Consider the following 12207-nt stretch of genomic DNA (forward strand, 5'->3'; position numbering starts at 1 on the left):
CGGCGGGCGAGCGTCATACTCAAGAGACTAAGGAAAACGTTTCGGCAGGTAGGGAGCAGCCGCGACCGTCGTCTGCGAGTGGGGCTCGTCCTAGGAGGCGGATCTGACCGTCGGCCTCAGCGATGGCTTGATCGGCTGTGAGCAAGAGGCATGGCGTGTCAACGTTGCCCAAATCAATGGCCTTGATAAGGCCGCGTGAGCCTTTTTTTACAGGGCGAAAAGTGATTGGATCCACAATTACGTAGCGTAGCCAAGGTGCGGGCTGATGGGGCGAGGAGAGTCCGCGTGCGTAGCTTTGAGAAGAGAGCTCAGTCATGCCGTATTCGTTCCAGATTTGGTCAGGTGGGATGCCGAGGATTCGGGAGAGATGCGCATAGAGGTCGGCTTGCCGCAGCTCGCGTGATCGGCCTTTGTAGCCGCCGGTCTCGACGATTTGCGTGCGCGGGTGGAGACGGATTTTGAAAGAACGAGCTTCGGCATAGTCGATGAAGTGAACCCACGCGAAGGCCGTGCCGACGAGGAGGAGGGGTTTTTCGTTCCATCGTTGTAAGCAACGAGCAAATTCCAAGAGGTGGAGTTGGTCGTTATGAACAAACCACTGAGATTTCGCGCGGCTCGAGGCAGGCAACGCTTCTATCCAGAAGCGAATCATCCAAGAGAGAGAACTGTGAGGAGCCTCTTCAGGACAGGGAAGCAGGGCGAAGATTGCGTGCGGTGCGGGATCGAGCAACCCGATACGCTGAGCATGGGCGGTGCAGAGGGCTTGATAGACGTCGGAGGAAAGGAGGTGAACGGTGCCGCGGCGATGCTCGGTGGTGCCGCTGGTGTGGAAGGTAAGCGCTGGAGGAGACGGGGGCGCGTAGAGGGTGATCTCTTTGTAGAGAGATTGAGGAATGGCAGGGAGAGAGCGCCAGGTGCGTGGCGTTGGGGTGGTCGCGTTGGTGACGTAGCATTTAAGCCAAGATTGGAAGTGAGGCAGGTGGTGGGTTTGCCATGTGAGAAGGCGCGCGAGAAGTGCGGTGAAAGTATGAAGGTCGTTTGGTCGAAGGGCGAGAAGCTGGTGGATCCAGTTTTGACGGCCCTCGGGGGAGATGAAGTCGGTGGGGGATATGGTTTCAGGGCTTGGATTGGAGTTGTCTGGTCTTTGTGATAAGGAGGATCGCATTTTGTTGGTAGAATCTTGTATTGTGGTAGAATGCGGTGCAAGGTGAAGGTATGAAGACCAAGAGTAGCAGCTTTATTGCCCCAAATACTCGAGCCTGTGGAGATATAGCTGGAGATGGGGCTTTAGAAATTTGTGGCATTTTTGAGGGGAACGCAGCAGCTCAGGAGAGGGTATGGGTGAGGCGAGGGGGGAGCTTAAGGGGTAATATAGAGACATCGGAGTTGTTGATTGAGAGTGGTTCTAAGGTGGCAGGCCGAATCCGAGTGGCTCCACCGGTGAGGGAGTGGAATAAGTGGTCACGTTTGTGGCAGCGATAAGTGTTGAGATTAGGATCCATGGCAAAGGCGAAGGCAACAGTTCAGCAAGTGAGATGTCCTTATTGTGGGCATCAGCAATACGAGCCCGTCGGTGGAGTGTCGACGATGTGCCGGAGTTGCGGAAAGTATTTTTCTTTGGAGGAGCTAGGGAATAAGAAGCGGATTCAGCCGGTAGTGCGTCAAGATCGAGAGGTGGTATGTGAGAAATGTGAGCATCAGCAGCGAGTGGCGCAAGGGGCGTTGTCGACCTTTTGTGAGAGGTGTGGGGCGTATATCAATCTCCGGAATTATGAGATTGCTGGGATAAGTCGAGAGAAGATTGAAACGCATGGTGATGCGATATTTGAAGCAGGTTGTAATTATCGAGGGACTCATGTGATTGCTTATCGGGTGACGGTGCAGGGGTATGTGCATAGCCGTATCACGGCGAGGAAGGAGCTGATGATCGGGGAGGGAGGGAAGGTGCGGGGAAGTTTGGCGACACCGATTTTGCATGTGTGTAGAGGGGGGCTGGCTCGATCGGCACGGATTGATGTGAATACACTGGAGATTGAGGGGGAGGTGGAAGTCGATGATTGTCGAGCGCAGACTGTGTGTGTGGGTAAGCATGGACAGCTTAAAGCTCTGCGGCTTTGGGCAGATACTGTGCGAGTGGTGTCGGGGGGGACGTTGGTATGTGAGTTTAAGACGTTAAATTTGTGCGCGGATCAGAAGATTAAGGTGGAGAGAGAGCCAGCAGATGATTTGCTTTCTATTCTTGAGGAATAGGGCTGGGGGGGTGCTCCCGGCGCGACTCGAACGCGCGACCGACGGATTAGAAATCCGTTGCTCTATCCGGCTGAGCTACGGGAGCGGGTAGATAGTAGGATAGATTTGTGGGCTGTGGAGGCAAGGAAATAAGGGATTAGGAGGACTGGGGCAGCTTTATGCGGCGACATCCTCCGATGGCTTCGAGGATGCGGTCGAGGGCGATATTGTTTTCGACGAGTTGTTGGATGAGATGAATTTTTTCGTGGTCGCCGGTTTCGGTTTTGACGACCATGCGGCTGATGGTGCTTGCGACGGTGAAGGATTCGGATGGCGTGGTGATGCAAGGGACTTGGCAGTAGCGGATGTAGTCGAGGAGGGCGGGTGTGGGGGGGATGTTTTCCGTCAGGATAATGCCGGTGAGGGCTTGAAAGTTTTCGCGGGCGGCGCCGAGGGCATTGATGATGATTTCTTCTCGGTCTGCTGTGGTGATGAGGAGCGAGCCGGTGGTGTTTTTTTGAGCGAGGTGGCGGCTTGACATGGTGCTGAGGATGATCTTACCGGCGCGGCGGCGTTTGTATTCTTCACCGGAGAGGAAGGTGCCGCGAATGGCTTGGGCGATTTGGTTTAGGGTAGGTTTGCGAAGCTCTTGGTGAAAGGGGATGGCGCCGAGGAGGGGGAGACCGAATCGTGCGAGGCCTGCTTCGACGTAGTGGAGGTGGTCGCGTTTGTCGTCGAGGACTTTGTTTAGGATAACGCCGAGGACTTCGACGTGGTGTTTTTCAAAGAGGGGGAGGTTGAGGGCGATTTCATCTATGGGGCGACCGATGCCGCCTTGGGTGACGATGATGACTTTAGATCCGAGAAGTTGGGCGACGCGGGCATTGGATAGATCGAAGACTGAGCCGACGCCTGCGTGGCCAGTGCCTTCAATGATGATGAAGTCTTTTTCCCAGGCGGCTTCGTCGAAGGCGCTTTGGATTCGGGTTTCGAGCTCATGGAGGCAGCCGCCGGTGAGGTAGCGTCGAGTGAAGTCTGGCTCTACGGCGATGGGGCTCATGGCTTTGAGGGGTGAGCGGACGTGATAGGTGCGGCCGATGAGGAGGGAGTCTTCATCGATTTGGTGGCCTTCGATTGAGACAAAACGTTGGCCAACTGGCTTGATGTAGCCGATGTTTTCGAAGCGGGACTGGAGTGCGGCGAAGAGACCGATGCAGGTGGTTGTTTTGCCGTCGTCTTGACGAGTGGCGGCGATGAATATGCGGGGGGTGATGACGTTTCGGAGCACAGGGTCTAGGGGGAGTGTGAGGAGTCGTAACGGGTGGTGGCAATTTGGTCGGGATAAATCTTGTGGTAGTCTATGGCTTGGAGTGCGATGATGGCGGCGACGTGGAGGATTTCATCTACGGAGGCGCCGCGGGAGAGCTCCGCGGCGGGGCGATCGAGGCCGAGGAGGATTTGTCCGTAGGCTTTGGCGCGTGCGAGGTGTTGGACGAGTTTGAGGGCGATGTTTCCGGAATTGAGGTCGGGGAAGATGAGGACGTTGGCTTTTCCAGCGACGGGGCTGTTGGGGGCTTTGATGGCGGCGACTTCGGGGACGAGTGCGGCGTCGGCTTGGAGTTCGCCATCGATTTCGGCTGGGAACTGCTGGGTGATGAGGTGTTGGCGGGCGAGTGCGGTGGCTGCGATGATGCGGTCGATGTCTTCATTTTGGGCGCTGCCTTTTGTGGAGTAGGAAAGCATGGCGATGCGGGGGGGTTGACCGGTGATTTGACGGGCGAGGCGAGCGGTTTCGATGGCGATGTGGGCGAGTTGTTCGACGGTGGGTTTGGGGATGACGGCTGTGTCTGCGAAGAATAGGAGGCCGTTGTGTGCGATGGGGGTGTTTGGAGATTGGATGATTGTGGCGCTGGAGACGAATTTATAGCCGGGGCGGGGTTTGATGATGTGGAAGAGGGGGCGTAGGAGAGAGCCAGATGTGGAGCAAAGTCCACCGGCGAGGGCGTCGGCTTGGCCGAGTTGGAGCATGAGGGCGGCGAAGTAGTTGGGTTGGGAGGCGAGTTGGCGGAGCTCTTGTGGGTCGTTGTTTTTGAAACGAGGCAGGGATTGCATGAGGCGGACGAACTGGTCGAGCTCGTCTGCAAAATGAGGGGAAGTGGGATCGATGATTTTGATGTGACGGAGGTCGAGAGAGAGTGAGGCGGCTTGGGGGAGGATGTTTTCGGGTTTGCCGATGAGTAGGCACACGCCGAGACGACGTTGCGCAAAAGCGGCGGCGGCTTGGATAACTCGGGGGTCGTGTCCGTCGGTGAAGACAATCCGTTTGGGGTGTCGGGTGAGGGTGGGGAAGAGGTGTTCCATTTTGTGAGGGGGATGGGGTGTTTATTCTTTTGGTTCGGATGGGATGACTTTTTCGATTTGTTGGAGGAGGTCGCGGAGGAGGGATGTGCTTTCTTGGGTGGTTTTTTCTAGGAGTTCTTTGGCGCGTTCGCCGGAACGTTCGAGGGATTGAGAAAGATCTTGGGCTGTGGCTTGAAGGAGGGCGGATTGTAGGGCGAGGCGTGCTTGACGGAGTTTTTCTTGTGCGGCTTCTAGGTCTTTAGGATTGGGTGAGGGCTGGCGGGATAGGGAGAGGACTTTTTCTTTTGCTTGTATGAAAGCGCGTGCGGCTGACAGTTCGTCAACTTGGTTTTTGTTGCGAGAGGTGGCGGGGGATGAGGAGTGGGAGTTTGCGGGAGCTTCGCGACTGCTCATTGCTGGTAGTGGGTGGAGTGAGCAGAGGAGGAGGGAAGAGATGAGGGTGAGGAGTTTCATTGCGATGGATTGTTTAGCGGAATGATGGGAGAGGTCGAGAGAAGAGGCGAGAGCTTTTTAAGGGATGAAAATAGGGGTTGAATGGTGGTGCAGATGTGGCTATTAGTTTTTCTAATTATGAAATTTAGGGCTTTTCCGGAAACTAATATTAAGCCGGTGTCTGTGATAGGCTTTGGGGTGTGGACGGTCTCGACAGGGTGGTGGGGCAATTTTACGGACGAGGAGGCGGTGCGGTTGTTGCGGCGTGGGAGGGATTTGGGGATCAATTTTTATGATGCGGCGGATACGTATGGGAACGGGCGTAGTGAGGAGTTGTTGAGGAAGGCGTTTGAGGGGTGTAGGGATGAAGTTGTGATCGCGACGAAAGTGGGGTATGATTTTTACAGTCACGAGGGGGAACGTCGCGGGCAATCAGAAATAGAGCAGAATTTTAGTGTGGGGTTTATACGGGAAGCAGTGGAGCGATGTTTGAAGCGGCTGGGGACAGATTATATAGATTTGTTGCAACTCCATAATATCCGTATGGAGCAGGTGGAGGATGATGCGTTGTGGGGATTGATGGAAGATTTGGTGAGGGAGGGGAAGATTTTAGGGTATGGGGCGGCTTTGGGGCCAGCGATTGGGTGGTTGTATGAGGGGATTGAGTGTGTGCGGCGACGCAAGCCGCATGTGTTGCAGCATATTTATAATATGCTTGAGACGTATCCTGGGCGAAAGATTATGGACAAGGGCGGTGGGAAGGCGTCTGAGAGTCGGACGCGATATTTGATAAGGGTGACGCATTCGAGTGGGATGTTGGAGGGGAAGTATACGCTGGAGACGAAGTTTCCGCCGACGGATCATCGGGCGCATCGGCCGCGCTCGTGGTTGGTGAATGGGTTGAGGAAGATTGAGCGGCTGAAATTTTTGGTTAATTCGGAGCGCACGTTAGGGCAGGTGGCGTTGTTGTGGTTGATGGCGGATGAGCGGGTGGCGAGTTGTTTGCCGAATATTTATAATGAAGAGCAGCTTGTGGAATTTGCGGGAGCCGCTGATGCTCCGCCTCTCACTGATGAGGAATTGGCGGAGGTGGATCGGTTGATCGCGATCAACTATGGGATAGAGGAGGAGCCGGCTAAATACAAGGGGACGATGGAGCGCGTGAGTGGCTAGGGAGTTAGACTCCAGCATTAACTTGGTGTGTAGAAGGGAAGAGGGTTGCAACTGGGGTGTGAACTGGTAGGTTATGAGTTGTGCTGAACCGTTTTTTTGAGCCTCGATTTTATTCAGAGAATAATTCCGATATGACATCGCGTAAGCCTCCGATAAGGCGGAGGCCTGGGAGAGGCCCCGATGGTGGGGATCCTGATTTGGACTCGAATTGGAGGGGGATGCTGTTTTTCTCTTTGGTGATTTTTTTAGCGATCATTTTGTATCAGACGGCTGCGAGCATGAAGGTAGGGGTCACAGAGATGGCCTATCCGCAGTTTATCGAGAAGCTTGAGGCGGGGAAAGTGCGCTCGGTAAGGATTGTGAGGGAGACGGGTGCGAGAAAGGAATATCTCGAGGGTGATTACTTGGTGGCGGTGTCTGAGAAGGATAAAAAGGAGATTATCGGGAAATATCGGACGCAGGTTTTTTTGGATTTTCACAAGGATTTGCAGCCAATATTGGCCGAGCGGGGGTTTCGAAATATCGAGGCGGTCACTGTGGATAACTCATGGTGGCAGGCGGTGTTGACGAGTTTTCTGCCGTTGGTCTTTTTGCTGTTGATATTTTATTTTATATTTCGCCAGCAGATTCGTGCGGCGGGCAAGACGGCGTTTTCTTTTGGCAAAAGTCGGGCAAGGATGTTGACTCGGGACAAAAACAAAGTCACCTTCAAGGATGTTGCGGGAATTGAAGAGGCGAAGGATGAATTAGCGGAGATAGTTGAATTCTTAAAAAATCCGAAGAAATTCCAGGAAATAGGTGGACGGATTCCTAAGGGAGTGCTGATGGTTGGCCCTCCGGGCACGGGTAAGACGCTCTTAGCGAAAGCAATCGCGGGTGAGGCGGATGTGCCGTTTTTTAGCATCAGCGGGTCGGATTTTGTGGAGATGTTTGTGGGCGTCGGGGCTAGCCGGGTGCGAGATATGTTCGAGCAAGGGAAGCGATACGCACCTTGCATTATTTTTATTGACGAGATCGATGCAGTTGGAAGGAGTCGTGGAACTGGTCTTGGTGGTGGGCACGATGAGCGTGAACAGACCTTGAATGCGCTTCTTGTGGAAATGGACGGGATTGAGAGTCACGAGGGGATTATCATAATTGCTGCTACCAACCGCAAGGACGTGTTGGATCCGGCGTTGCTTCGCCCTGGACGATTTGATCGTGAAGTGAATATCAACTTGCCTGACGTGAAGGGACGGGAGCAGATCCTACAGGTTCACGCCAGGAAAGTAAAACTGGCGCCTGATGTAGATCTTGCTTTGATTGCGAGGGGCACTGCGGGTTTCTCGGGAGCGGAGTTGGCTAATCTTATCAATGAAGCTGCTTTGATTGCGGCGCGAAGGAATCAGCCGCATATTTTGCAAAAGGATCTTGAGGAGGCTCGCGATAAAGTGCGTTGGGGGCGAGAACGTCGAAGTCTTGCAATGAGCGATGAAGATAAGAAAATAACGGCTTACCACGAGGCGGGCCATGCTATTCTGAATGTCCTCCTGCCGCATACTGACCCGCTACATAAGGTTTCGATTATTCCACGGGGTCCAGCACTTGGCGTTACCATGATGCTTCCTGAAAAAGACAAATTCAACCATCACCGCCGCGAGATTATGGCACAACTGATTGTCATAATGGGAGGGCGCATCGCTGAAGAAATCTTCATCGGAGATATCTCTAGTGGGGCTGCGGGAGATATCCGGATGGCAACTTGGTATGCAAGGAAGATGGTCTGCGAATGGGGCATGAGCGAAAATCTCGGCATGGTTCACTATGGTGATGATTCTGGAGGGATGGTTTTTCTTGGCAGAGATCTCGTCAATCATCGTGCTTACAGTGAAGCTACTGCTCAAAAAATTGACAACGAGGTCTTAAATCTGATCAATCAAGCATATAACACTGCAAAACAGATTATTCTCGAACACAAAAAAGAACTTGAGCTGCTCGCCCAGGCACTTCTCGAATACGAGACTCTCGACGGGGAGCAGGTTAAAGAGCTATTGCGCACGGGGCGCATTAGTTCGCCTCCTCCCAAGAATCTCCTTCCTCCGGCGCAATCTAATCCTTCTGAGCCTCTTCCTGCTAGTAAACAAGCTGAAAAGGAGAAGAGTTCAGACGGTCTCCTCCCTGGACTTCAAGGTGCTCCTGCATAGCTTAGTGATGAATTCTTTTGGACGACGACATGTCACGACGCCTGCATTCTAAAAGCCATACTACGGGACTGCTCCTCATCGTCGCAGTGGGGGTGCTTGTTGGGTATGGGGGCTTTCGTTTTTTAAACACAGCGACAGATCCATTCCGCACGTTGACCTCGCTTGACATTGGATCATACTACGAAAATGCGAATAGCCTTCGTGGCAACACCTACAAGCTTCGAGGTGTAATCAAAAACTCTCTTGCCTGGTCATCTACCGATGGGCGTATTATCAGTATTAATGCGCTTTCGGCGGATAACAAAGAAACCGATCCGATAGCCGTCCTGATCCCTGCTGAGTTCAACTCGACCAATCTTCAACGCGGTCAACAATTTCATTTTCAGGTCGAAGTCGGCGACCACGGTCTTCTCATCGTGCGAGATCTAAAAAAACTCTAGCTATGCTGCGCTTGATCGTCTGCCTTATTTCTATCTGCTTGATTTCGGTGTGGGCTAAACTGCATGCACAAGCGCCTGTCTCGTCCCGTCCCGCTACGGGCTCGGAGTCTTCCCCTTCCTCGACGCCCTCTTCGGGTTCGGCAGACTCAGGATCGAGTAAAATTCTGGGCAAAGAGCTTCCGTTTCTGGATCTGGGAAACGAAATTGCCACGTGGGATGGCAAAGTTTGGAATATCAACAACAACCGCATCTTTCGTGCACGTCTGGAAAAATATCTCAACGCACCAGAGGAGACTGATGCGCATAGCCGAGCTTATCAAGATCTGATAGCTCGCATTATTCATTTGATGTCCCCACAAAATATTTCGAGCAGGACTCTCGACGAGGCGTGGAGCCTTCTTCCCAAAGCTGCGAGCTACGATATCGACGCCAACCTCTGCCAGACGCTCGCCAGCGCGATCTACTCCGTCTGGCTCGCACAAGATGAGCGTGCTCGTCTCCAAAACGCCAACGCCGCCCTTCGCAAGGAGCAGGAGACACTTCAGCACAATGCTGAGATTGCCAACATGACTCGCCTTGATGAGAACAACAACGCCCCTCGCAACCCAATCGCTGCTGCCGAATGGCAAAAGGAGCGTGAAGCCAACCGGCAGATCCGTCTCAATCCTATCCTTGCTCGCCTCGCAGAGATCGAAGCCACTCTTAAAGCTAATCAGCTCAAACGCGATCTCACCGAGCTGCAGGCTAAAACCGAATTCCAGACTCTGATCATCCAATTTTTTCTGCAGCGCCGCTTTCAACACGTTATCATCGCCAACCACTTTTACCGGACTATATTCGGCGACGGCGACACTCAGATCAAATTCGATGAGAAAACTAAAGAGTTTTTCGCCGGGCTTGGTGGCCTTCCTCCGACGTTGAACGTTCTCGACAGCCTTGCCAATGAAGCCATTCGCGATGTGCGGGAAGGTATCGAGGCTTTTCGGTTCCTGCTTGAAAAAGGTGAACTAGCGAGCGCTGCTCAGCGAATTGCCGAGACGTTTGCCATTGGTGAATATCTCCCCGAAGTTCGCACTTTGGAGCGTGATCTCAAGCGTCGTGTCCTTGAGTTTACTCAAAAGTCGAATCAGCTTCTCTCTGCGCTCGAAGTGAAAGATTATACTCTTGCTGAGGATTTGGTGATGCAGCTTGAATCACTTGCGAAAGATTTCGATGGCTCCAAGCCGCGCGCTGCGATTGAGACGGCTCAGACAGTCGCTGCACTTCATCTTGCGAAAGCCCGCAATGCGGCCGTCAGTGGCGATCGTGAGACTTTGGAAGCGGAGCTCAAAGCCGCCACGGAGATCTGGCCGCGTAATCCTGCTTTGGCTGAGGTCTCTTCGGCGATTTTTTCTCAGGCGGATGTGCAACAACAAGCTCTTGTGGATCTTGACCGTCTTTTCTCCCAGAAAAATTATCGGCAGATCTATGAGGATAAAGTCCGCTTCATTGCGGCTACTGCACTTTTTCCTGAACGTCAGGCGAAGCTTATGGAGATCCTGGGGAAGATGCAACAAGTGGAGGGGTTGATCATTCGTGCCTCAGAGATTGCGAAGCGTGGCGATTATGCAGGGGCTTGGGAGAACCTTGAGCAAGCTTACAAGAAATTTCCGGACGATCCTAAGCTGAATCAACTTCGGGCGGATTACACTACGCAGGCTGCGGAATTCGTTCGCCATCTTCGTTGGGCAGAGGAACAGGAGCAGCGCAATCAACTGGGATCGAGTCTTGCGCTTTATTTGAAAACGCAGCAGCTCTATCCTCCTAGCGAGCTTGCTCGGGAGGGGGTGGAGCGGCTGATCAAAAAAATCTGGCCGCACGTTGAGGCCTCGTCAGTGCAGCGCTAGGGGCGTTTTTTTTGGCGATTTTTGCATCGGGTGTTGAATTCAGCGATTGCGTAATCACTTGGCCAGGCGGCGCCGAGCCGCGCGCGCAACTCGATGAGCACTTCTTCGTCGGTTTTTGTGCGGCGGATCAGGGTTTCGAATTGCTGTGGGCTTAAGCAGAGGAATTCGAGCACGGCTTTGCCATAGCCTTTCCGCATAACTTCCTTTGAGCCGTTTCGCACAGACTCGATCAGCTCACGCAAGTAGATAATTCCGCCAAGCTCTCCTTTGGCGGTTTGCGGGAAGGATGAGGCGTTTTGAGGGGTCGCCGTCATAGGGCGTTTTGATTATTCCGCTTGTGGGTGCCGGCGACAAGCTTTCGGAATTAGAAGGCTTGCTTTATCGAGTTAGTGCGACTTTCTCGCGGGTTTGAGGCATTGGCTGCGGTGGGGGATGGGGTGGTGCTGATGGAGGTGGGAATGTGGTGGAAGCGGCGGAATTCGTCGCGGAAGTAGCGGTAGAAGTTGGAGCGGAGGAATCCTGTGGTGGGGCCATAGACGTCTTCGTCGAGGTTGCGGAGGTTCACTAGGAAGTCTTTGGATTCTTTGATGCGCGGGGCTGAATGGCCGGTGAGGTAGAAGCGGGTGTGGATGGGGAGCTCGATGAGATTGAAGAGTAGGAGGGCGGAGAGGATGATTTGGACTGTGGTTTTCTTGAGCGTTTGGTGTTGAAGCACGAGGTGGACAATGTAGGTGAGAATGAGGAGGGTGACGGCTGTGCCGGGGATGTGGTAGTAGGAGCGGCGCATGTCTTGCCAGCCGACGGGGTGATGTTTGAGAAGCATGAGGGTGGCCATGATGTAGAGCGCGAGGAGGCTGATGCCGAGGAGGAGGCAGTGAAAGCGTCGGACGGGGATGGTGAGCGCACCGAAGCGCAGAGCGAATGAGGGGGTGTGTAGGGTGTAGGTGTAAGTGAGGAGAATGAGGATAATGATGATCGTCTGAGCGGTGCCGAAGTTGCCGAGGACGAAGCGCAGGGTGTCGATGAAAATGGTGAATCCATCAAAGTAGGGAGAGGTGCCGATTTCTCGGGCGTAGCGCGTGAGATCGGCTTCGGTGATGCGTTGCCATTCCATGTTGGGGAGGTAGCCGTTGAAGTAGAGGATGAGGGCTGGGGAGAGGATTTTGTTCCAGAATGCAGCGAAGGCGAGGGCAGTGCCGACAGAAAGGAAAGCGAGCAGGCTGTGGCGTTGGTTTCCCAAGATGAGAACGATGGCGACGATGCCCCAGAAGATGATCATCATGAAGAATCCTTGGCGATCGAATAGGGAAGCGGCGAGAGTAAGGGCAAAGAGACCGACGGCGGTGAGGGCGCGTCGAGCGGGAGAGGTGGGGGGTTGAGAGGGAGAGAGGTCGCTGGAGGCGCTTGTCTTGGGCTCGCGAAGGAGGGTGTAAAGCCACCAGGCCATGATGATGATGCAGGCGGCTGCACCGACTTTGGCGGTGCGGAAGAGATAGCCTGAGG

Annotated in this window: 12 protein-coding genes and 1 tRNA gene; 6 read left to right on the top strand and 7 right to left on the bottom strand. The window is 53.8% G+C overall.

All coding sequences use genetic code 11. The annotated features are described in order from the left end of the window. Window positions 1-19: 19 nt before the first annotated feature. Entirely contained in the window at window positions 20-1165 is a 1146-nt protein-coding gene (locus NZM04_10170) for a long-chain fatty acid--CoA ligase (protein MCS7064380.1), read from the bottom strand. A 50-nt stretch (window positions 1166-1215) separates the two neighbouring features. Here NZM04_10170 and NZM04_10175 point away from each other — a divergent pair, with 50 nt between their 5' ends. Then, window positions 1216-1482 (top strand): polymer-forming cytoskeletal protein, encoded by a 267-nt coding sequence (locus NZM04_10175; protein MCS7064381.1) that lies wholly within the window; start codon window positions 1216-1218, stop codon window positions 1480-1482. 18 nt (window positions 1483-1500) lie between these two features. After that, complete coding sequence (locus NZM04_10180) at window positions 1501-2250, top strand: hypothetical protein (GenBank protein MCS7064382.1); 750 nt, start codon at window positions 1501-1503, stop codon at window positions 2248-2250. Window positions 2251-2261: 11 nt separating this feature from the next. Here the strand turns inward: NZM04_10180 and NZM04_10185 are convergent. The 4 genes from NZM04_10185 to NZM04_10200 form a co-directional block, all read right to left on the bottom strand. Beyond that, window positions 2262-2335: transfer RNA gene (locus NZM04_10185), tRNA-Arg, on the bottom strand. Between the two features lie 51 nt (window positions 2336-2386). Further along, window positions 2387-3517, bottom strand: coding sequence for an AAA family ATPase (locus NZM04_10190; protein MCS7064383.1), 1131 nt, complete (start codon window positions 3515-3517; stop codon window positions 2387-2389). Between the two features lie 5 nt (window positions 3518-3522). Beyond that, window positions 3523-4590 carry a phosphate acyltransferase gene (locus NZM04_10195; protein ID MCS7064384.1) on the bottom strand — a complete coding sequence of 356 codons (1068 nt, stop codon included), beginning with the start codon at window positions 4588-4590 and terminating at the stop codon, window positions 3523-3525. Window positions 4591-4611: 21 nt separating this feature from the next. Next, the gene (locus NZM04_10200; GenBank protein ID MCS7064385.1) at window positions 4612-5043 is read right to left on the bottom strand and encodes a hypothetical protein; all 432 of its coding nucleotides are present in this window, start codon (window positions 5041-5043) and stop codon (window positions 4612-4614) included. A 117-nt stretch (window positions 5044-5160) separates the two neighbouring features. Between NZM04_10200 and NZM04_10205 the strand changes: the two genes are divergently transcribed. The 4 genes from NZM04_10205 to NZM04_10220 all read left to right on the top strand — a co-directional run bounded on the left by NZM04_10205 (window position 5161) and on the right by NZM04_10220 (window position 10704). Next, window positions 5161-6195: an aldo/keto reductase gene (locus NZM04_10205; protein ID MCS7064386.1), complete on the top strand. Its 1035-nt coding sequence runs from the start codon at window positions 5161-5163 to the stop codon at window positions 6193-6195. Window positions 6196-6413: 218 nt separating this feature from the next. Beyond that, a complete protein-coding gene (gene ftsH / locus NZM04_10210; protein MCS7064387.1) occupies window positions 6414-8378 on the top strand; it encodes an ATP-dependent zinc metalloprotease FtsH in 1965 nt (654 codons plus the stop codon). A gap of 29 nt (window positions 8379-8407) precedes the next feature. After that, a complete protein-coding gene (locus tag NZM04_10215; GenBank protein ID MCS7064388.1) occupies window positions 8408-8818 on the top strand; it encodes a hypothetical protein in 411 nt (136 codons plus the stop codon). Between the two features lie 2 nt (window positions 8819-8820). Continuing rightward, on the top strand, window positions 8821-10704 hold the full coding sequence (locus tag NZM04_10220) for a hypothetical protein (GenBank protein MCS7064389.1): 1884 nt from the start codon (window positions 8821-8823) through the stop codon (window positions 10702-10704). On the opposite strand, the gene NZM04_10225 is transcribed toward NZM04_10220, so the two are convergent. Further along, window positions 10701-11018, bottom strand: coding sequence for a DUF5069 domain-containing protein (locus NZM04_10225; protein MCS7064390.1), 318 nt, complete (start codon window positions 11016-11018; stop codon window positions 10701-10703). The genes NZM04_10220 and NZM04_10225 overlap by 4 nt on opposite strands. A gap of 50 nt (window positions 11019-11068) precedes the next feature. Then, a partial coding sequence (locus tag NZM04_10230; protein MCS7064391.1) for a hypothetical protein occupies window positions 11069-12207 on the bottom strand: 1139 nt, incomplete at its 5' end.

It is taken from the genome of Candidatus Methylacidiphilales bacterium, from assembly GCA_025056655.1.
Lineage (GTDB): Bacteria > Verrucomicrobiota > Verrucomicrobiia > Methylacidiphilales > JANWVL01 > JANWVL01.

Bases quoted from the DNA above. Each gene is read 5' to 3' on its own strand.
- ftsH (MCS7064387.1), top strand. From the start codon at position 6,414: ATGCTGTTTTTCTCTTTGGTGATTTTTTTAGCGATCATTTTGTATCAG.
- NZM04_10220 (MCS7064389.1), top strand. From the start codon at position 8,821: ATGCTGCGCTTGATCGTCTGCCTTATTTCTATCTGCTTGATTTCGGTG.
- NZM04_10195 (MCS7064384.1), bottom strand. From the start codon at position 4,590: ATGGAACACCTCTTCCCCACCCTCACCCGACACCCCAAACGGATTGTC.
- NZM04_10180 (MCS7064382.1), top strand. From the start codon at position 1,501: ATGGCAAAGGCGAAGGCAACAGTTCAGCAAGTGAGATGTCCTTATTGT.
- NZM04_10215 (MCS7064388.1), top strand. From the start codon at position 8,408: ATGTCACGACGCCTGCATTCTAAAAGCCATACTACGGGACTGCTCCTC.
- NZM04_10225 (MCS7064390.1), bottom strand. From the start codon at position 11,018: ATGACGGCGACCCCTCAAAACGCCTCATCCTTCCCGCAAACCGCCAAA.
- NZM04_10200 (MCS7064385.1), bottom strand. From the start codon at position 5,043: ATGAAACTCCTCACCCTCATCTCTTCCCTCCTCCTCTGCTCACTCCAC.
- NZM04_10175 (MCS7064381.1), top strand. From the start codon at position 1,216: ATGAAGACCAAGAGTAGCAGCTTTATTGCCCCAAATACTCGAGCCTGT.
- NZM04_10205 (MCS7064386.1), top strand. From the start codon at position 5,161: ATGAAATTTAGGGCTTTTCCGGAAACTAATATTAAGCCGGTGTCTGTG.
- NZM04_10170 (MCS7064380.1), bottom strand. From the start codon at position 1,165: ATGCGATCCTCCTTATCACAAAGACCAGACAACTCCAATCCAAGCCCT.